Origin of the sequence: Halobacterium wangiae (assembly GCF_021249345.1) — an archaeon.
GTDB lineage: Archaea > Halobacteriota > Halobacteria > Halobacteriales > Halobacteriaceae > Halobacterium > Halobacterium wangiae.
The window spans coordinates 1,444,867-1,464,915 of the sequence record NZ_CP089588.1 but is presented as its reverse complement, the minus strand read 5'-3'; the positions used below and the strand labels follow the sequence as shown (position 1 = coordinate 1,464,915).

The 20,049-nt window shown below is 67.8% G+C and carries 18 protein-coding genes; 10 read left to right on the top strand and 8 right to left on the bottom strand.

Annotation, left to right across the window (positions count from 1 at the left end; all coding sequences use genetic code 11):
- Positions 1–10: 10 nt before the first annotated feature.
- Together LT965_RS07985 and LT965_RS07980 are read right to left on the bottom strand one after the other, a co-directional pair.
- Complete coding sequence (locus tag LT965_RS07985; protein ID WP_232703493.1) at positions 11–2,347, bottom strand: DEAD/DEAH box helicase; 2,337 nt, start codon at positions 2,345–2,347, stop codon at positions 11–13.
- A gap of 36 nt (positions 2,348–2,383) precedes the next feature.
- On the bottom strand, positions 2,384–3,775 hold the full coding sequence (locus LT965_RS07980; RefSeq protein WP_232703492.1) for an MATE family efflux transporter: 1,392 nt from the start codon (positions 3,773–3,775) through the stop codon (positions 2,384–2,386).
- Between the two features lie 119 nt (positions 3,776–3,894).
- Between LT965_RS07980 and lipA the strand changes: the two genes are divergently transcribed.
- From lipA to lpdA, 5 genes are all read left to right on the top strand, one after another.
- Positions 3,895–4,830, top strand: a complete 936-nt coding sequence (gene lipA / locus LT965_RS07975) for a lipoyl synthase (RefSeq protein WP_232703491.1) — start codon at positions 3,895–3,897, stop codon at positions 4,828–4,830.
- 285 nt (positions 4,831–5,115) lie between these two features.
- Positions 5,116–6,198, top strand: coding sequence for a pyruvate dehydrogenase (acetyl-transferring) E1 component subunit alpha (pdhA, locus tag LT965_RS07970; RefSeq protein ID WP_232703490.1), 1,083 nt, complete (start codon positions 5,116–5,118; stop codon positions 6,196–6,198).
- A gap of 1 nt (position 6,199) precedes the next feature.
- Positions 6,200–7,177 (top strand): alpha-ketoacid dehydrogenase subunit beta, encoded by a 978-nt coding sequence (locus LT965_RS07965; RefSeq protein WP_232703489.1) that lies wholly within the window; start codon positions 6,200–6,202, stop codon positions 7,175–7,177.
- Position 7,178: 1 nt separating this feature from the next.
- Positions 7,179–8,648 carry a dihydrolipoamide acetyltransferase family protein gene (locus LT965_RS07960; RefSeq protein WP_232703488.1) on the top strand — a complete coding sequence of 490 codons (1,470 nt, stop codon included), beginning with the start codon at positions 7,179–7,181 and terminating at the stop codon, positions 8,646–8,648.
- Complete coding sequence (gene lpdA, locus LT965_RS07955; RefSeq protein ID WP_232703487.1) at positions 8,648–10,072, top strand: dihydrolipoyl dehydrogenase; 1,425 nt, start codon at positions 8,648–8,650, stop codon at positions 10,070–10,072. The genes LT965_RS07960 and lpdA overlap by 1 nt, the downstream gene beginning before the upstream one ends.
- Before the next feature lie 119 nt (positions 10,073–10,191).
- Here lpdA and LT965_RS07950 read toward each other — a convergent pair whose 3' ends face one another.
- Positions 10,192–10,308, bottom strand: a complete 117-nt coding sequence (locus LT965_RS07950; protein WP_232703486.1) for a DUF1059 domain-containing protein — start codon at positions 10,306–10,308, stop codon at positions 10,192–10,194.
- Positions 10,309–10,634: 326 nt separating this feature from the next.
- On the opposite strand from LT965_RS07950, the gene LT965_RS07945 reads away from it, so the two are divergent.
- The 3 genes from LT965_RS07945 to LT965_RS07935 all read left to right on the top strand — a co-directional run bounded on the left by LT965_RS07945 (position 10,635) and on the right by LT965_RS07935 (position 12,199).
- On the top strand, positions 10,635–10,787 hold the full coding sequence (locus tag LT965_RS07945) for a hypothetical protein (protein WP_232703485.1): 153 nt from the start codon (positions 10,635–10,637) through the stop codon (positions 10,785–10,787).
- A 48-nt stretch (positions 10,788–10,835) separates the two neighbouring features.
- Positions 10,836–11,645 carry a prephenate dehydratase gene (gene pheA, locus LT965_RS07940; RefSeq protein ID WP_232703484.1) on the top strand — a complete coding sequence of 270 codons (810 nt, stop codon included), beginning with the start codon at positions 10,836–10,838 and terminating at the stop codon, positions 11,643–11,645.
- A 155-nt stretch (positions 11,646–11,800) separates the two neighbouring features.
- Positions 11,801–12,199: an Hsp20/alpha crystallin family protein gene (locus tag LT965_RS07935; RefSeq protein WP_232703483.1), complete on the top strand. Its 399-nt coding sequence runs from the start codon at positions 11,801–11,803 to the stop codon at positions 12,197–12,199.
- Between the two features lie 33 nt (positions 12,200–12,232).
- On the opposite strand, the gene LT965_RS07930 is transcribed toward LT965_RS07935, so the two are convergent.
- The gene (locus LT965_RS07930) at positions 12,233–12,385 is read right to left on the bottom strand and encodes a hypothetical protein (RefSeq protein WP_232703482.1); all 153 of its coding nucleotides are present in this window, start codon (positions 12,383–12,385) and stop codon (positions 12,233–12,235) included.
- 134 nt (positions 12,386–12,519) lie between these two features.
- On the opposite strand from LT965_RS07930, the gene leuS reads away from it, so the two are divergent.
- Both leuS and LT965_RS07920 read left to right on the top strand, forming a co-directional pair.
- Positions 12,520–15,357, top strand: coding sequence for a leucine--tRNA ligase (gene leuS / locus LT965_RS07925; RefSeq protein WP_232703481.1), 2,838 nt, complete (start codon positions 12,520–12,522; stop codon positions 15,355–15,357).
- A gap of 70 nt (positions 15,358–15,427) precedes the next feature.
- Positions 15,428–15,640: a DUF7535 family protein gene (locus LT965_RS07920; RefSeq protein ID WP_232703480.1), complete on the top strand. Its 213-nt coding sequence runs from the start codon at positions 15,428–15,430 to the stop codon at positions 15,638–15,640.
- A gap of 299 nt (positions 15,641–15,939) precedes the next feature.
- Here the strand turns inward: LT965_RS07920 and LT965_RS07915 are convergent, their stop codons facing one another.
- The 4 genes from LT965_RS07915 to LT965_RS07900 form a co-directional block, all read right to left on the bottom strand.
- The gene (locus LT965_RS07915; RefSeq protein ID WP_232703479.1) at positions 15,940–16,926 is read right to left on the bottom strand and encodes an ornithine cyclodeaminase family protein; all 987 of its coding nucleotides are present in this window, start codon (positions 16,924–16,926) and stop codon (positions 15,940–15,942) included.
- Positions 16,927–17,088: 162 nt separating this feature from the next.
- Positions 17,089–17,481, bottom strand: coding sequence for a hypothetical protein (locus LT965_RS07910; RefSeq protein WP_232703478.1), 393 nt, complete (start codon positions 17,479–17,481; stop codon positions 17,089–17,091).
- A gap of 160 nt (positions 17,482–17,641) precedes the next feature.
- Positions 17,642–19,321 (bottom strand): thermosome subunit alpha, encoded by a 1,680-nt coding sequence (gene thsA, locus LT965_RS07905; protein ID WP_349292060.1) that lies wholly within the window; start codon positions 19,319–19,321, stop codon positions 17,642–17,644.
- A 170-nt stretch (positions 19,322–19,491) separates the two neighbouring features.
- Positions 19,492–20,043: a KH domain-containing protein gene (locus LT965_RS07900; RefSeq protein WP_232703477.1), complete on the bottom strand. Its 552-nt coding sequence runs from the start codon at positions 20,041–20,043 to the stop codon at positions 19,492–19,494.
- Positions 20,044–20,049: the final 6 nt, after the last annotated feature.

Below are 20,049 nucleotides of genomic sequence, written 5' to 3'. Positions count from 1 at the left end.
GCAGGTGTCGCTACTCGATGCGGACGGTTCGCGTGTCGGTGACCGGGAGCAGCGGCAACTCCGAGAAGGAGACGGTGACCTCGAACTCCAGAACGTCGGCGTTCGCGCCGAAGACGCCGACCGGTGCGCGCAGTGCGTCGTCGAGGTAGCCCGAGCGTTCGGTCATCGCCACGTCGTTGACTGTGACGCGTACGCCGGCGGCCGCGCCGCCACCGCCGTTCCGCACGACGACCTCGCACATCTCGTTGGCGCCGGCGGCGATGCTGTCGGGGAAGTCCCCCCAGTCGACGGTGACCGCGGGCATCTCGCGGGTCTGCTCGAAGACGCTCTCCGCGACGCCGGCGGAGAGGCCGGCGTCCACGAGGCCGTCGACGCCCGACTCGCGCACGTCCGACGGCGTGTCGATGCCCTCGTCGTGGAGTTTGTGTGCACGGCCGGCGGCCACGCCGTCGAGCGCGGTGAGTCCGACGGCGTCCTCGGGGACGCCGTTGTCGATGCGTGCTTCGAGGCGGGCGGCGACGTTCGCGCCGTGGGGGTCGTCGTAGCGCTCGAAGAACGCGCCGAGGGCGGCGAGCAGGCGGAGCGCGTTCTGGCGGATGACCCACGCGTCCGAGCGCAGTTCGCCAGGCACACTGGCGTCCATGCTCCCGCGCAGGATGGCGTACACCTTCCGCGGGCCGGACTCCATCTCGTCGCCGTCGGCGCCGAGTATCCGGTCGATGGCGTCCCGCTCGGACTGCCGGGCGCTCACGCTGTCGAACTCGCCGGCGTTCGCGACGGCGCGCAGGATGCCGTCGGCGTCCGTCTCCTCGTCGGCGACCGCGCGGAACTCCCGGGCGGTGTCGAGTCGGAGGTAGTACGTCGAGGCGAGCACGCCGAGCCTCGTGGCCGACAGCCCGAGGTCCTCGTCCGTCTCGATGAACCCGTCCGCGACGAGCGAGTCGAGCGTGTCCCGCACGCGGTCCCGGAGGTTCGGGAAGTCGTAGCTCTCCGGGGCGGACTGCGCGCGCCGGTAGTAGAACGTCGTCTCCAGCCAGTCCATCACGTCGCCGAGGCCGCGGATGGTCCCCATCGCAATCTCGGCGTTCAGGTGTTCCGCGAGGCTGCCCGCGAGGCGGGACTCGATCGCTTTCCCCTCCTCGAGCAGCGCGCGGTACTTGTCGGCGTCCGAGTCGTCACAGACCACCCAGCCGTAGCCCACGTCGTCGTAGCCCGGACGGCCGGCGCGACCGAGCATCTGGAGGACGTCCAGGGGGCTCATGTCCACCTCGCCCTCCAGGGGGTCGTGGAGCTTCGTGTCCCGGATGACGACGCACCTGGCGGGGAGGTTCACGCCCCACGCGAGCGTCGACGTCGAGAAGAGGACGCGGATCTTCCCCTCGCGGAACCACTGTTCGACGAGGTTCTTGTCGTGGGTCGAGAGGCCCGCGTGGTGGAACGCCACGCCGTCCAGCACCGACTTCCGGAGCGTCGCGTTGTCGAGGTCCTCGGCGGCCGTGTGGAACTCGTAGTCCCCACGGGAGCTCACCGGGATGTCGCGCTCGCCGATCTCGTCTCTGGTCTTCTTCGCCGCCTGCACGGTGTCCTGCCGGGAGGAGACGAACACGAGCGCCTGCCCGTCCTCCCGGAGGTGTGGCTCCGCGAGGTCCAGGGCGGTGAACAGCCGGCGGTACTTGTCCGCGAACGGGTTGTCGCCGTGTTTGTACGTCCGCACGCCCGCGTGCAGGTCCACGGGCCGGTACTCGTCGCCGAACTCGAAGGTGGTCTCCGGGGCGGCGTCGAGCCACGCTGCGACGTCGTCGATGTTCGGCATCGTCGCCGACAGCGCGACCACGCGCGGGTCGCAGAGCCGGCGGAGCCGCGAGACGACGACTTCGAGGACGCTCCCGCGCTTCTCGGAGTCCAGCAGGTGGACCTCGTCGATGACGACGCAGTCGACGTCCGTCACGAACGAGTACCGCGGCGAGTCGTGCTTCCGGGTCGCCGAGTCGGCCTTCTCCGGGGTCATCACGAGGACGTCCGCGCGTTCGGCCCGTCGCGGGTTGAGGTCGCGTTCGCCAGTGACGACGTACACCGAGTAGCCGAGGTCCTCGAAGCGCTCCCACTCGTCCTCCTTCTCGTTGGTGAGCGCGCGAAGCGGCGCGACGAACAGCGCCGTGCCGCCGGCCTCGAGGGTCTGGCAGATGGCGAGTTCCGCGAGCGCGGTCTTCCCGGAGCCGGTGGGCGCGGACGCCACGACGTTGGCGTCCGAGTTCAGCAGCGCGGGCACCGCCTCGCGTTGCATCTCGTTGAACTCGTCGAAGGGGAACGCCTCGGCGAACTGTGGAACGACCTCGGCAACCTCCATCAGGGCGTGGGAGGGTGGCCGCTCGGATAGGCGTTTCTAGTCCGCCGCGGCCGCCGACGCCGCCCGCTCGAGCAGGCCGCGGTCCGTCGAGTACCAGAAGTAGATTCCGAGGCCAAGCGCCGCCGCGACGTTCGAGATGGTGACGCCCCAGAACGCCGCGAGCACGCCGTAGTTGAAGACGAACACCCCGCCCGCCGCGATGGGGAGGCGGACGCCCCAGTACTGGATGAGCGTCGCGTACATGCTGACGCTCGTGCGACTCGCGCCGTTGAACCCGGACTCGAGTGTGTAGATGGCGCCGAGCGCCCAGTAGCCGAGCGCGAGGATCTGCAGGTACTCGACGGTGAGCCCGAACGCCTCCTCGCCGAGGGCGGGCGCGAACGTCTCCGCAATGAGCGAGGGGAACACCCACTGGAGGACGCCGAGGACGGCCAGCGCGACGACGGCCGTCCCGACGCTGAGCCAGGTCGCTCGGCGTGCGCGGCCCGGCCGGTCGGCGCCGAGGTTCTGGCCGACGACTGTCGTGGCGGCACCGGCGAGTCCGCTCGCGGGGACGAACGCGATGGTAGCGAGCTGGGCGCCGACGTTGTAGGCCGCGAGCGCGGCCGTCGACCCCGCGATGGAGATGATGGCGACCATGCCGAGGCGGGCGGCCTGCCTGCCGGCGGTCTGGAAGGCGACCGGCCCCCCGACGGTCAGCACTTCGCGGAACAGCGACGGCCGGAGGTCGATGGCGTCCCGGGGAATCGAGAAGTCGCGGCGACCGCTGACGGCGACAGCGAGGGCGAGCGTGGCGCTCGCCGTGGCGCCGACGATGCTCGCCATCGCCGCGCCGAACACGCCCCACTCGGGGAACGGCCCGTAGCCGAAGATGAGAAACGGGTCGAGGACGACGTTCACGACGATGTTCGTGGCGTTCAGCGCGAACGCCGTACCGGAGTCACCCCAGCCGACGAATCCGCCTTCGAGACCGTCGCTAACGGCGAACGGGACGTACGCGAAGATGTACGTCGAGAGGTAGGTGACGGCGTACGTGTACGTGTCGCCCTCCGCGCCGAGCAGTCTGACGATGTCGGGGGCGACCAGGAGGGTGAGGGCCGCGAGCGCGAACGCGAGGCCGGCCCCGGCGAGCGCGGCGTGGAACGGGATTCGGGTGGCCCGGTCGTCCTGGTCGGCGCCGACGCTCTGGGAGGTGAGTATCTGGCCGCCCTTGAACGTGGCAGTCACCGGGAGCGCGATGAGCGCGTACACGGGGACGACGAGGCCGACGGCGGCGACGGCGGCCTCGTTCAACCGACCGAGCCAGAAGATGTCTACGACTGCACCGAGCGCGACGACGACCTGCTGTGCCACCAGGGGCGCGGCGAGGATGGCGAGCGCCCGCGACAGGGACCCCTCGGTGATCTCCTCGCTCGAAACGTCGAACATTTTTCTAGCGTTCGAGGTTTAATACACATCTCCTCCCATTTAACATATGGGATAGGCGAGCGCCGAACTGGGGTGTCCCAATCCGCACCGTTTTAGCAGTGGCCTCCAAACGTTGGGGTATGAGCGGTCGGCGCAAGCCGGACTGGCTGAAGATGCGGCCGCCGTCCGGGGAACGATTCACGGACATCAAGGATACGCTCCGGGAGCACGACCTCAACACGGTCTGCGAGGAGGCGTCCTGTCCGAACCTCGGGGAGTGCTGGAGCGGTCGCAACGGCCCGGGCACTGCGACGTTCATGCTGATGGGCCACCGGTGTTCGCGGGGCTGTAACTTCTGTGACGTCGAGACCGGGGGGATGGAGCCTCTGGACCCCGAGGAACCCGCGAACGTCGCGGAGTCCGTCGCGAAGATCGGCCTCGACTACGTCGTGCTGACGTCGGTGGACCGCGACGACCTGCCCGACCAGGGCGCCGGCCACTTCGCCCAGACCATCCGGGAGATCAAGGAGCGCGACCCCTCCGTGCTGGTGGAGGTGCTCATCCCGGACTTCCAGGGGGAGGCGGAACTCGTCCGGAAGATCATCGACGCGAACCCGGACGTCATCGCGCACAACGTCGAGACCGTCGAGCGCCGCCAGTTCCCGGTCCGGGACCGCCGCGCGGGCTACGAGCAGTCTCTCTCCGTCCTCGACCAGGTGGACCGCGAGTCCGACATCTACACGAAGACCAGTCTGATGCTGGGCGTCGGCGAGTACGACCACGAGGTGTACCAGACGCTCGGCGACCTCCGCGAGGTCGGCGTCGACGTGGTGACACTCGGCCAGTACCTCCAGCCGTCGCGCACCCACCTCGACGTCGCGGACTACGTCCACCCCCAGAAGTTCGAGACGTGGCGCCGAGTCGCCGAGGCGGAGTTCGACTTCCTCTACTGTGCCTCCGGTCCGATGGTGCGGTCGTCGTACAAGGCCGGCGAACTGTTCGTCGACGCCGTGCTGCGGGAGGGGAAGAGCATCGAAGAGGCACGAGAGGACGCCCGTAGGGCGGCCTCTGACTGAGCGACTCTGTCTGGTAACTACCGGACAGTGACCACTGATTGAACGAGCGTCCAGCCCGCGGACAGCCCACCGTGCAGTTATTTCCGATTCCTCGAATATTCCCCTCGTTGCCGTTCGTTCGTCCACCTAGTCGGCGCCGTTGTGGACGCTAGTAACGAAAATCTACGATTGACAGGTTCTCCGGAACGGACGTTACGAAAACCCTATGGTCGCAGGGGTCGACCTTCCGAACATGTCAGGACGGGGGTACCCGTGACTGAGACCGTTCACCGAGAGCCCGACGACATGGTTCGGGTGATCGACGAGGACGGCGAGGTCGTCGACGGCGCGGAGGTACCGGACCTCACCGACGACGAGTTCGTCGAGATGTATCGACACATGAAACTGGCCAGACGGTTCGACGAACGAGCCGTCAGCCTCCAGCGACAGGGACGCATCGGGACGTACCCGCCGCTGTCCGGTCAGGAGGGCGCCCAGATCGGCTCCGCGATGGCGCTCGCCGAGGACGACTGGATGGTCCCGAGCTACCGCGAACACGGCGCGGGACTGGTTCGCGGCCTGCCGCTGAAGCAGACGCTGCTGTACTGGATGGGCCACGAGCAGGGCAACCGCATCCCCGAGGACGCGAACATCTTCACCGTCGCGGTGCCCATCGCCTCCCAGATTCCCCACGCCACCGGGATGGCGTGGGCGTCGCAACTCCGCGACGAGCAGGACAAGGCGTTCCTCTGCTACTTCGGCGACGGCGCGACCAGCGAGGGCGACTTCCACGAGGGGCTGAACTTCGCGGGCGTCTTCGACACGCCGAACGTCTTCTTCTGCAACAACAACCAGTGGGCGATCTCGGTGCCGCGGGAGCGACAGACCGCCTCCGAGACGCTCGCCCAGAAGGCGACGGCGTACGGCTTCGAGGGCGTGCAGGTCGACGGGATGGACCCGCTCGCGGTGTACAAGGTGACGAAGGCGGCCGTCGAGAAGGCCAAGGACCCCGACGAGGGCGAACTGCGCCCGACGCTCATCGAGGCGGTGCAGTACCGCTTCGGCGCGCACACCACGGCGGACGACCCGTCGGTGTACCGCGACGAGGAGGAGGTCGAGAAGTGGCGCGCGAAGGACCCGCTCCCGCGCATGGAGAAGTTCCTGAAGCGCACCGACCGACTCACCGACGAGGACGTCGAGCAGATGGAGGCGGATATCGAGGACGACGTCGCGGACGCCATCGCGGCGGCCGAGGAGACGCCGCGACCGGACCCCGTGGAGATGTTCCAGAACGTCTACGCGGAGATGCCCAAGCGTCTCGAACAGCAACTCGAGTGGTTCCAGTCCATTCGGGACGAACACGGCGACGAAGCGCTACTGGAGGACTAAGATGAGTGAGAACCTGACCCTAGTGCAGGCGGTACGGGACGGCCTCCGCGACGAGATGGCCGAAGACGACGACGTGCTCGTGATGGGCGAGGACGTCGGGAAGAACGGCGGTGTGTTCCGCGCGACCGAGGGACTCTTCGACGAGTTCGGCGGGGAGCGCGTCATCGACACGCCGCTGGCCGAGTCCGGTATCATCGGGACGGCCGTCGGGATGGCGGCCTACGGCCTGAAGCCGGTGCCCGAGATCCAGTTCTCGGGGTTCATGTACCCGGGCTTCGACCAGATCGTGAGCCACATGGCCCGCCTCCGGACGCGGAGTCGCGGCCGGTACACGTGTCCGATGGTGCTGCGCGCCCCGATGGGCGGCGGCATCCGCGCGCCGGAGCACCACTCCGAGTCCAAGGAGGCGTTCTACGTCCACGAGGCCGGGCTGAAGGTGGCGATGCCGAGCACGCCCCACGACGCGAAGGGGATGCTCATCTCGGCGATCCGCTCGCCGGACCCGGTCATCTTCCTGGAGCCGAAGAAGATCTACCGCGCGTTCCGCGAGGAGGTGCCCGACGACACCTACGAGGTGCCGCTGGGCGAGGCCGCGGTGCGCAGCGAGGGCACCGACGTCTCGGTGTTCACCTGGGGCGCGATGACGCGCCCGACCATCGAGGCCGCGGAGAACCTCGACGGCGATATCGACGTCGAGGTCGTCGACCTCCGGACGCTCAGCCCGCTCGACATCGACACGGTCGTCGAGTCGTTCAAGAAGACGGGCCGGGCGGCCATCGTCCACGAGGCGCCCCAGACCGCGGGCGTCGGCGCGGAGATCACCGCCACCATCCAGGAGGAGGCGCTGCTGTACCAGGAGGCACCGGTCGAGCGCATCACCGGCTTCGACGTGCCGTTCCCGCTGGCCGCGCTCGAAGACTACTACCTGCCGGAGCCCGAGCGCATCGAGTCGGGCATCCGTGACGCCTTCGAGTTCTGAGATGGCACGAGAATTCAAACTCCCGGACGTCGGCGAGGGTGTCGCAGAGGGCGAGATAGTCAGCTGGCTCGTCTCCGAGGGCGACGCCGTCACCGAGGACCAGCCGGTCGCGGAGGTCGAGACAGACAAGGCAGTCGTGGAAGTCCCCTCGCCCGTGAACGGCACCGTGCAGAAGATACACTTCGAGGCCGGCACCGTCGTCCCCGTCGGGGACGTCATCGTCACCTTCGACGTCGAGGGCGAGGCCGCCGAACCGGCCGACGCAGAGGCCGAGACGGAACCCGAGGCCGAAGCGGAGAGCGAGAGCAAGTCCGCCACCTCGAGGGCCGAGTCGCGGACGTTCGCACCGCCGAGCGTGCGCCGACTCGCCCGCGAACTCGGCGTCGACCTCGACGCTGTCGAGGGGACCGGGCCGTCCGGTCGCGTCACCGAGGGCGACGTGCGCGCGGCCGCCGAGGGAGAGGAACCAGCGGCCGCCGAGGCCGAGACCGCGACCGAACCCGCGGAGACGACGCAGACGACCGCGGCGCCGTCGACGCAGCCTGCGGCGACGGGCAGCCAGGAGGCAGCGGGACGGGACCGCACGCTCGCGGCGCCCGCGACCCGCGGCCTCGCACGCGAACTCGGCGTCGACATCGACGACGTCCCCGCGGTCGAGCAGCGCGACGGCGAGGCGTTCGTCACCGCCGAGGCCGTCCAGCAGTACGCAGAGGGCGGCCAGGCCGCGCAGGCCGAGGCGCCCGCGGCCGGCGCTCCCCGGCAGTACGCCGAGGGTGGCGAGACGACGGAGCCCTACCGCGGCATCCGTCGCACCATCGGCAAGCAGATGGCCGAGTCGAAGTACACGGCCCCACACGTCACCCACCACGACACCGCGCCCATCGACGCGCTCGTGGAGACGCGCGCGAGACTGAAGGAGCGCGCCACCGAGAAGGACGTGAAGCTGACGTACATGCCGTTCGTGATGAAGGCGATCGTCGCGGCCCTCAAGGAGTTCCCCATCCTGAACTCCGAACTCCGCGAGGAAGAGGAGGAGATCGCCATCAAGCAGGACTACAACGTCGGCATCGCGGTGGCGACGGACGCCGGCCTGATGGTGCCCGTGGTGAAACACGTCGACCAGAAGTCGATACTGCAGGTCGCCAGCGAAGTGAACGAACTCGCCCAGAAGGCCCGTGACCGCTCGATCTCCCGCGAGGAGATGCAGGGCGGCACGTTCACCGTCACGAACTTCGGCGCCATCGGCGGCGAGTACGCCACGCCCATCATCAACTACCCGGAGACGGCCATCATGGGGCTGGGCGCCATCGACGAGCGCCCGGTCGCCGAGGACGGCGAGGTGCGCGCGGCGATGACGCTGCCGCTGTCGCTGTCTATCGACCACCGCGTCATCGACGGTGCTGAGGCCGCGGCGTTCACCAATCAGGTGATGGAGTACTTGACCGACCCCGAACTACTACTACTCGAATAATGGTTGTCGGAGACGTATCCACAGGAACGGAAGTTGCGGTCGTCGGGGCCGGTCCCGGCGGCTACGTCGCGGCCATCCGCGCCGGACAGCTCGGTCTCGACGTGACGCTCGTCGAGAAGGACGCCTACGGGGGGACCTGCCTGAACTACGGCTGCATCCCGTCGAAGGCGATGATCACGGCGACGGATGTCGCCCACTCTGCGGGTAACGCCGAGGAGATGGGCGTGTACGCCGACCCCGAGGTCGACGTCGGCGAGATGGTCGCCTGGAAGGACGAGGTCGTCGAACAGCTCACCGGCGGCGTCGAACAGCTCTGCAAGGCCAACGGCGTCAACCTCATCGAGGGACGCGCGGAGTTCGCGGGCAACGACAAACTCCGCGTCGTCCACGGCGGCGACGGCCAGGGCTCCGAGACCATCACCTACGAGCACTGCATCGTCGCCACCGGCTCGAAGCCCATCGAGGTGCCGGGTTTCGAGTTCGACGGCGAGCACGTCCTGAACTCCCGGCAGGCGCTCGCGATGGACGACTACCCCGAGTCGATGGTCGTCGTCGGCGCGGGCTACATCGGGATGGAGATATCGACGGTCCTCGCGAAGCTCGGCGTCGACGTCACCGTCGTCGAGATGCTCGACGAGGCGCTCGTCGGCTACGAGGACGACCTGGCGCGTCCCGTCACGCAGCACGCGGAGGAACTCGGCATCGACTTCGAGTTCGGCCTCGCCGCGGACTCCTGGGCGGAGTCCGGCGACGGCATCGTCGTCACCGCCGCTGACGAGGACGGCGAGACGACGGACTTCGAGACGGACAAGGTGCTCGTGGCGGTCGGCCGCCAGCCCGTCACGGACACGCTGAACCTCGACGCCGTCGGCCTCGAACCGAACGAGGACGGCCGCATCGAGACGGACGACCAGGCCCGGACCGACGTGGAGAACGTCTTCGCCATCGGCGACGTCGCGCCCGGCCCGATGCTCGCACACAAGGCGAGCAAGGAGGGCGAGGTCGCCGCCGAGGTCATCGCGGGCGAACCCGCGGCCCTCGACTACCAGGCCGTCCCCGCCGCGGTGTTCACGGACCCCGAGATTGCGACCGTCGGCCTCACCGCGGACGCGGCCGAAGCACAGGGCTTCGAGCCCGCGGTCGGGAAGTTCCCGTTCAGCGCCAGCGGTCGCGCGCTCACCACGGGCGAGGGCGAGGGCTTCGTGCGCGTCGTCGCCGACGAGGACAGCGGCTTCATCCTCGGCGCGCAGATCGTCGGCCCGGAGGCCAGCGAACTGATCGCGGAGCTCGCGCTCGCCATCGAACTGGGCGCCACCCTCGAGGACGTCGCTGCCACCATCCACACCCACCCGACGCTCGCCGAGGCAGTCAAGGAGGCCTCCGAGCACGCGCTCGGCCACGCCATCCACACGCTGAACCGGTAACCTCCACCGCTCTCGCTTCGCTCAGTTCTCGTCGCGCAGATTCCCGGTCGCGACGTCGTCGCCCTCAGCGCCGTCGGAAAATGAAGTGTGCAGGCCGGCCCGCGTCGCGGGTGGCGGAGCTACGTCTGCTCCATCATGTCCCGCGCGTCGTCGTCGCTCATGTCCATGTCGTGTTTCTCGTGGGCGTGCTCCTTGAGGTTGTTCAGGACCTCCTGTTCGTCGTCGGACTGTACCATGAACTCGTCCTCCTGACAGCTAGCCTGGTATGCCATTGTTCTGGACACCGTGCTAGCGATGTACGCAGTCGAGCATTGTTACACAGATGGTACGAACTGGAAAGGGTGGCTTTTGGAGCGCAGCGGGAGCGTAAGGAGGCGTTGTCCGGGCACTGACGGCGGGGCGCCGGACGGACGAAAAAGTGGCGGCTACGGCGCTCGAGTGGGGGCGGCCGCGACGAGTAGCGCTCCCTTTCGACCCTCCCGGGCCGTCCGGGGGTGGGCGTCGTCGACCCGGTGGCCAGCGAATCGCGTGGCTTTTCCTCGTCTCGTGTGAGCACTCGCACATGACCGACTCCGAGGGTGCGAAGACGATGCTGATCGGCGTGCAGGTGACGCTGCTCGCGCTCCTGCTCCCGGCGTGGCTCCCAGACGCCTACCCCGTCGTGCTCGCCGTGTTCGGCACGGCGCTCGTCGTCGGCGGGTACCGGCTTGAGTAGACTGTCACCCCGACGGCCTTTTCCCCCGTCCACCGCCTACGGGGAGGCATGCAGACGGTCACGCTCGGGCCCGCCGGTACGTACTCACACCGCGCAGCGCTCGCCGTCGCAGACGACGGCGACATCGCATTCGCCGAGTCTGTGCGCGGCATCGTCGACGCGGTCGCCGACGGGAGCGCCAGCCGCGGCGTCGTCCCAATCGAGAACAGCATCGAGGGGTCGGTGACGGAGACCCTGGACGCGCTCGCGGACACCGACCTCGCCGTCGTCCGCGAGGTCGTCACACCCGTTAAGCACGCGCTCATCGCGCAGAGCGGGAACTTCGACACCGTCGCCAGCCACTCCCAGGCGCTCGCGCAGGTCCGGACGTTCCTCGACGAGAACTACCCCGACGCCGACCGCGAAGCCGTCGCCTCTACGGCACGAAGCGTCGAACTCGCACGCGAGGACGCGACCGTCGCCGGCATCGCCCACCCCGACAACGCCACCGGCGACCTCCAGCTCGTCGCCGAGGACATCCAGGACCGCACCAGCAACTCCACGCGCTTCTTCGTCGTCGCACCGCCCGAGGACCGCTCGGACGCCGGCGGGAAGTCCTCGTTCGTCGTCTACCCGAACGCCAACTACCCCGGTCTGCTGCTCGAACTACTCGAACCGTTTGCCGACCGCGACATCAACCTCTCCCGGGTCGAGTCCCGGCCCTCCGGCGAGCGACTCGGTGACTACGTCTTCCACGTCGACGTCGCCGCCGGCCTCTACGAGGAGCGCACGCAGGCCGCCCTCGAGGAGATCGAGGCCATCGCCGAGGACGGCTGGGTCCACCGCCTCGGCTCCTACGACGTCGAGCACGTCGTCTAAACGCACTTTTGCGCCGCTCGTTCGGCAAAAACTCGCGGAGTGAACCGCTTCGCTCGGGCTTTCCGAACCGTTCGCTCGCGGATGCTCGGCCGTCGATTGCTTCAGACGTGTAAGTGGCCGGTGGCTTTTCGGCGGTTCGGAGAGAACCTTCGTGCATGACCTCTCGCGGCATCCCCTTCGAGGAACTGGAACGGATTCTCGAACGACTCGACGACGCACGCGACGGCGGCAGCGAGTTCGCGGTGGACGTGAAGGACGCCGACGGGCGCTTCACGGTCACCGCCGACCTCCCCGGGTTCGAGAGCGAGGACATCGAGGTAGAGGTACAGGACCGGACGCTCCGCATCGACGCCGAGCGGTCCGAGGACACCAAGATCGACGAGGAGCAGTACATCCGTCGGGAGCGCAGCGAGCGCTCGACGAGTCGGAGCCTCACGCTCCCGGAGGCCGTCGACGAGGACGCCACGAGCGCGTCGTTCCAGCACGGCGTCCTCACCGTCGAACTGCCGAAGGCGAGCGCGTCCGACGACGGGACGACGGTGGACATCGAGTAGGCGCCACCAGTCGTCTCGCCTCGCTCGGACCGACTACCGGCGTGCTCCCTGGAGGACAGTCGCGACTTCCTCGGCGACGGTGTCGACTGCCGCCGCCCAGTCCGCTGGGCGGTCGCCACCCCGGACCGGGGGCGTGAAGCCGAGGTCGAGTGCGTCGTAGGAGAACCCCGTCACCGCTTCGCCCACGAGCTCGTTGGAGGGAGAGGGAGCTGAAAATCGTTGTGTGTAACGCGCTACCCCACACCGGTTTTCTTCGCAACCTGACAGGTCGAACAGTCACGATGGGAGGGCTTTTGGACTGCGGGGGAGTCACGTCGGGTATGACCTACCAGCCACGGGAAATCGAACAGAAGTGGCAGGACCGCTGGGCGGAGGGCGGTCGCTACGACGCCACGCCCGACTCCGACGACGAGGACGCGACGTTCGTCACCGTCCCCTACCCCTACCCCTCCGGCGGGATGCACATCGGCCACGCCCGCACCTACACCGTGCCGGACGTCTACGCTCGTTACCGACGGCTGCAGGGCGACAACGTACTGTTCCCCATCGCGTGGCACGTCACCGGCACGCCGATCATCGGCGCGGTGAACCGCCTGCAGAAGGGCGAGGAGGAGCAGCTCTCCGTGCTCCGGGACACGTACAACGTCCCCGAGGACGAACTCGAGACCCTGGAGACGCCGATGGGGTTCGCGCGCTACTTCATCGAGAACCACTACAAGGAGAACATGCAGTCCCTCGGCCTCAGCATCGACTGGCGCCGGGAGTTCACGACGAACGACGAGCGCTACTCGAAGTTCGTCACGTGGCAGTACGAGACACTGCGGGACCACGGCCGTCTGGAGAAGGGCCTCCACCCCGTGAAGTACTGCACCGACGAGGAGAACCCCGTCACCACTCACGACATCCTGGAGGGCGAGGAGGCGGAGTTCCAGGAGTACACGCTCGTGAAGTTCCAGTCGGGCGACACGGTGGTGCCGATGGCGACGCTGCGCCCGGAGACCGTCCGGGGCGTCACGAACGCCTACATCGACCCCGGCGCGAACTACGTCGAGGCGAACGTGGACGGCGAACGCTGGCTGGTCAGCGACGAGGCCGCCGAGAAACTCGTCCTCCAGCAGCGGGACGTGGAGATTCTCGACCGGTTTACGGGCGAGCGACTGGTCGGCGAGCACGTCACCAACCCCGTCACGGGCGAGGACGTCCTCGTCCTGCCAGCGGGCTTCGTCGACGCGGACAACGCGACGGGCGTCGTGATGTCCGTGCCGGCCCACTCGCCCGACGACTGGGTGGCGCTGCAGGAGGCGAAGGCAGACGACGAGCGCATGCGCGAGTACGGCATCGACCCCGCCGACGTCGACGCCATCGAACCGAAGGCCATCATCGACGTCGAAGCCTACGACGACGAGTTCCCGGCGCGGGCCGCCGTCGAGGAGTTCGGTATCGAGTCCAGCGACGACCCCGCTCTCGAGGACGCCACCCAGCAGGTGTACAACCGAGAGTTCCACAGCGGGACGCTGAAGGACATGTACGGCGAGTACGCCGGTGCGATCGTCGAGGACGTCCGCGACGAACTCGCCGACCACTTCCAGTCGAGCGGGGAGTTCGACACCATGTACGAGTTCTCCGAGGAGGTCGTCTGCCGCTGTGGCGGCGAGGTCGAAGTGGCCAAGCAGGACACCTGGTTCCTCACGTACAGCGACCAGGACTGGAAGGAACTCGCTCACGAGGCCATCGCGGACCTGGACGCCATCCCGGAGAACACCCGCGACCAGCTCGACCACACCGTCGACTGGCTGAACGAGTGGCCGTGCATCCGGAACTACGGCCTCGGCACCCGGCTTCCGTGGGACGACGACTTCGTCATCGAGCCGCTGTCGGACTCGACGGTGTACATGTCCTACTACACCATCGCCCACCGGCTGGAAGACGTCCCGCCGGAGCAGATGGACCGCGAGTTCTTCGACACGCTGTTCTACGGCGCGGATGCCGTCGACGACCCGGACGAGACGGCCCTCGACCTGCGCGAGGAGTGGGAGTACTGGTACCCCGTCGACTACCGCATTTCGGGGAACGACCTCATCTCGAACCACCTCACGTTCTACCTGTTCCACCACACCGACCTGTTCGACGAGTCGAAGTGGCCGGAGGGCATCGCGGTCGCGGGTATGGGCCTGCTGGAGGGGAAGGCGATGTCCTCGTCCAGCGGTCACGTCGTGCTGCCGACGGAGGCCATCGAGGAGTACGGCGCGGACACGGTCCGGTTCTTCCTGCTGAACTCCGCGGAGCCCTGGCAGGACTTCGACTGGCGCGGCGACGAGGTCGGCACCACGCAGAACCAGCTCGCGCGGTTCTACGAGCGCGCACAGGACGTGATAACCGCGCCCGCGGGTGAACGCGACCTGGAGCGCATCGACCGGTGGCTACTGTCGAAGCTCCAGTCGACCATCCGCGAGGCCACCGAAGCGATGGACGACTTCCAGACGCGGAAGGCCAGCCAGGAGGCGTTCTACCACTTCGAGGAGCACCTGACGTGGTACCGCAAGCGCGCTGACCTCGACCGACCGGGCGCACGCTGGACGCTCCAGGAGGTCCTGCGGACGCGCCTGCGCCTGCTGGCACCCATCGTGCCGTTCCTCGCCAACGAACTCCACGAGCAGTTGACCGGCGAACCGGTCGAGGACGCCGCGTGGCCCGAAGCCGACCCCGAACTGGAGTCGGCTCGCGTGGAGGTCGAGGAGCGACTCGTCGAGAACCTGGCGGACGACGTCCGCGAGGTCATCGACGTCACCGGCACGGACCCGGACCGGATCGCCATCTACGCGGCCGCGCCGTGGAAGCACCGCGTCTACGAGACTGTCCGCGAGACCGGGCCGGACGTCGGTGCGGTGATGGGAAAGGTGATGCAGCAGGACTCACTGCGCGAGAAGGGGAACGCGGTCAACGACCTCGCACAGGACCTCGTTTCGGACGTCCGCGAGCGCGACGACGACGAACTCGTGGCGCTCGACGAGGTGGACGAGACGGAACTGTACGAGACGGCCGCCGGCTACATCGCGCGGGAGTTCGAAGCATCCGTGGACGTGGTCGCCGAGCAGGACGCCGACGCCGACCGCGCGTCGCGCGCAGTGCCGTTCCGACCGGCCATCGACCTGGAGTAACCGGTCGTCAACTGTTCTCTGCGTCGCAGGCGAGCCAACGCTTAACGAGCTAGCCCACCAACTAGCTGGCATGAGCGTCGCTCCGGAGCCCGTGAAGAAGGTCCTGCGAACGGTCACCAAACCCTACGGTCCGCGAGCGGACAGCGAGATGAACACCATCGGGTGGCTACTGTTCCTCGGACTGCTGTTCGTCCTCGTCCCGCTGCTGCCGATTCTCGTCGGCCTGTGGGTGGTCACGACCGTCTGGGACTACCTCTCCAGCCAGTTCTCCAGCGACGAGTAGGGCGTACAGGCGACGAGTTCGCGTCCGCGAGGCGTCCGCCGCACTCCCGCTCGCACCTCGCGGTTTTCATCACGTCACGGTCCGGGTTGGTCCCGCTCTGCTACTTGAATCTAGGCAGGAATCCAGCGAGCATCCGCGAGCGAGTGATTCGAAGAACCCGAGCGAAGCGGTTCACCGCGCGAACGCAGTGAGCGCGGGCGCCGAGGACCCCCGAAGTGGGGTCCGACGGCGCTTTTTCCGCAAGTTTTTGCCGAGCGGGGGTCGCCTCCGGCGACCCCCCGCGGCGCAAAAAATGCGTTCTAGACGCCCAGCAGGTCGAACGGGTAGCCGTTGTCGTGTTCGTCGGCGTGCTCGTAGACGACGTGGGCGGCGGCGACGTCTTGGATGGCGAGGCCGGTGGAGTCGAAGACGGTGACGGTGTCGTCGGTGGTGCGGCCGTCCTTCTGGCCGGTGACGATCTCGCCGATCTCGCCGTAGATGTCGGCGTCGGTGAGGACGCCGGCGTTGTACGGGACGTTGATCTCGCCGGAGTGAGTCGTCTGGGCGTAGTCGTCGATGACGAGTTTACTGGCGAGGAGGATGTCGTCGGCGAGTTCGTGTTTGCCCTCGGCGTCGGCGCCCATCGCGTTGACGTGCGTGTGGTCGGCGAGGTCCTCGGGGGCGACCAGTGGCTCCTCGACGGGCGTGACCGTCGAGAGCACGTCGCAGTGGCCGGCGTCCGCGATGGAGCCGCCGCGGACGTCGAAGTCGTCGGCGAAGTAGTCGACGAACTTCTGGACGGCCTCGTCGTCGATGTCGCTGACGACGACCTCCTCGATGTCGCGGACGGCCGCGATGGCCTCCAGCTGGGTGTACGCCTGGACGCCGGCGCCGACGACGCCGAAGGAGGTGGCGTCCTCGATTGCGAGGTGGTCGGTAGCGACGGCGGCTGCCGCACCCGTGCGCTTCATCGTGAGTTCGGTGCCGTCCATGAGCGCGAGCGGGTAGGCGTTCTCGGGGTCGGAGTACACCATCGTCCCCATCACGGTCGGGAGGTCGAAGTCGTCGGGGTTGTCGGGGTGGACGTTGACCCACTTGATGCCGGCGGCGTCCCACGACCCGGCGTCAAGGTAGGCGGGCATCGACCGGAAGTCGCCGTTGTACTGCGGGAGGTCGATGTAGGACTTCGCGGGCATCTGTGCGTCCCCGTTCTCGTAGGCCGCGAACGCGTCCTCGACCGCCGATATCAGCTCCGGCATCGGCGTGTTTACGTCCACGTCCTCCTTGTTGAGCAGGAGCGTCTCCATGCCGCAAAAATTGCAGTGGCGTCACTTAGAACCTCCTTTTACGCGGCGCTGTCGCTGTCGGGCGTCCGGGCGTAGTCAGTAGGCGTAGACCTGATCCTGAACCTCGACGTAGAGGGCGTAGTAGACGCCATCCCGTTCGAGGTAGACGCGCATGGAGGTGGACTACCCCTCCGTCCGCTCGGAGGCACGCTCTACGAGCCGGTGAAACGCGTCGGAGACTTCACAGGTGCCGTAGCCACCCGTCTCGGTGACGGTGCGAGTGATGGCCTGCTCCTCGGTAGTGAGGTCAGAGAAGTGGATGGGCACGTGCCCGTCTTCGATGCTGGACTCGACCCGTGCCACCTTGATGACGCTGTCGTGCATGTCGTTGGGCTCTCCCTCGCAGTCGGTCGTCGCCTCCCAGTCGGTGAGCGAGGATTCCCCGTCAGTCCCGTTAGTGGTCGTCTTGCCAGTGGTCTTCCTCGATTCCGTGGGCTGTCGCTTGCCCGAGGATGTACAGCCAGCGAGTGATGCGACCGTCGTTCCGAGGGCGACGACCACCGACCTTCGGTTCACGTCTCACCGGTGGGTGGAGCGTTGTAAATCCTTTCTGGGGGACAGGTCTGCTCGAGGACGAGAGCCGTAGCTGTCAAGCGTGGCGCGGAAAGAAAATCGCGTGTCGGTGAGCGAGCGGTGCGGGGCGAGGGGCGAGGTGTGAGTGAGGCTGTGGCCTACGTCACATCGCGCCGCCCATGCCGCCCATGCCGCCCATGCCGCCGCCCATACCGCCGGGGCCGCCGGCCGGGCCGTCGTCGCCGTCGTCGTCGCCGACCTGGCCACCGACGAGGTCGCCGGCCGCGATGACGTCGTCGATGCGCAGGATCATGACGGCCGCCTCGGTGGCGGACTCGATGGCCTGGGTCTTGACGCGGAGCGGTTCGACGACGCCGTCGTCGGTCATCGTGACGACGTCACCAGTGTAGGCGTCGAGGCCCGCGGCCTTGTCGCCGCCGTCGTGCTGGGAGCGCAGGTCCACGAGGGAGTCGATGGGGTCGTGGCCGGCGTTCTCCGCGAGGGTGCGCGGGATGACTTCCAGCGCGTCGGCGAACGCTTCGACGGCGAGCTGCTCGCGGCCGCCGACGGAGTCGGCGAAGTCGCGGAGCTCCATCGCGAGTTCGGTCTCGGGTGCGCCGCCACCGGGGAGGACCTTGCCGTCCTCGAGGGTGACGCGCACGACGCCGAGGGAGTCGTCGATGGCGCGCTCGACCTCGTCGACGACGTGCTCGGTGCCGCCGCGGAGGACGAGGGTGACGCTCTTGGCTTCCTCGACGTCCTCGACGAAGATGCGTTCGTCGCCGCCGATGTCCTTCTGGGCGACGCTGCCGGCGTCACCGAGGTCGTCGGCGTCGATCTCCTTGACGTTCGAGACCGGGGTGGCGCCCGTAGCGCGGGACAGACGGGTGAAGTCGTCGGACTTCACGCGACGGACCGCGAGGATGCCCTCCTTCGCGAGGTAGTGCTGGGCCATGTCGTCGATGCCGCCGTCGACGAAGACGACGTTGGCGCCCGCCTCGGAGAGGGAGTCGACCATCGCCTTGAGCTGCTCCTCTTCCTGGTCGAGGAACTGCTGGAGCTGGTCGGGGTCGGTGACGTTGACCTCGGTGTCGATCTCGGTCTCCTGGATCTCGAGGCCGTCGTCGACGAGGGCGATGCGGGCGTCCTCGACGCCGAACGGCATGTTCTCGCTGACGCGGGTCTTGTCGACGATGACGCCCTCGATGAGCTCGGAGTTCTCGATGGCGCCGCCGGTGACCTTCTCGACCTTGACGTTGTCCGTGTCGACGGAGTCGTCGTCGGCGACGGACTGGACTGCGCTGACGACGAGGGTGGAGAGGACGTCCTTCGCGTTCTCCGCGCCCTTGCCGGTCATGGCGGTCGCGGCGATCTTCTCGAGGGTCTCGGTGTCGTCGGCCGACACGTCGATGGCGGCGTCCTCGAGGAACTCCTTGGCCTGCTCTGCGGCCTGGCGGTAACCCTGCGCGAGCGTGGTGGCGTGGATGTCCTGCTCGAGGAGGTCCTCGGCTTCCGAGAGGAGTTCACCGGAGACGACGACGGCGGAGGTGGTGCCGTCGCCGACCTCGGTCTCCTGGGTCTCGGCGACCTCGACGATCATGTTGGCCGCCGGGTGCTCGATGTCCATCTCCTTGAGGATGGTGACGCCGTCGTTCGTGACGACGACCTCGCCCGTGGAGTCCACGAGCATCTTGTCCATCCCCTTCGGGCCGAGCGTGGTGCGGACGGCTTCCGCGACCGCTTTGCCGGCGGTGATGTTCATCGACTGTGCGTCTTTGCCAGAGGTGCGCTGACTGTCCTCGGAGAGGACGATCAGCGGCTGGTTGCCCATTTGCTGCGCCATAATCACTCATTGATTGAATGCGATTCTATTTATAGCTTGTGCGAAAGACAGTACCACACCCGGTGAGAGTGGTGCAGACGGCACCCTGGAGACGTGATAGCGAGTGACAAGAACCGGCTTTATCCGTACGAACGAGTGGTGCGGTCCACCGCAGGACCGGTACGACGCCGTTACCCGGGGAACTCGTGGTAGTCCATCCCCTGGCGTTTCAGCTCCTCGGTGCGCTTGCGCTCGAGGAACGAGTACACCGCACCGTGGGGGGCGCCGTCGAGCAGCATCTCGGCGGCCGACCTGGCGACGTCGACCTCGTTGGGCTGGCCGATGACGCCGAACGTCGACCCGTAGATGACGACGTTCGCGCCGGTGAGCTCCTCCATCAGCTCCCGCGTCCGTCCGTTCTCGCCGATGAGGCGGCCCTTCTTCCGGCGGAGGTCGTTGTCGTTGCGCGCCGCGCGGTCGATGTCGATGGTGTCGAACATCCGCATGTCGTCGTCCAGCAGGCTGAGCGCCTCGTCTGGCTTGAAGCCGCGCCCGATGGCCCGCACGATCTCGGGGGCCTTCATCCCGCGCACGGGGTCGCCGACCCGCTCGATAGCCACCGACCCGTCCTGAGAGTCGACATCGAGTTCGACCTCGGCAGCCTGCTCGATCCGGCGGAGCGTCTCACCCCCGTCGCCGATCAGCGCACCGATCCGGTCCTGCGGAATCTTCACGTGTTTCATGGACCG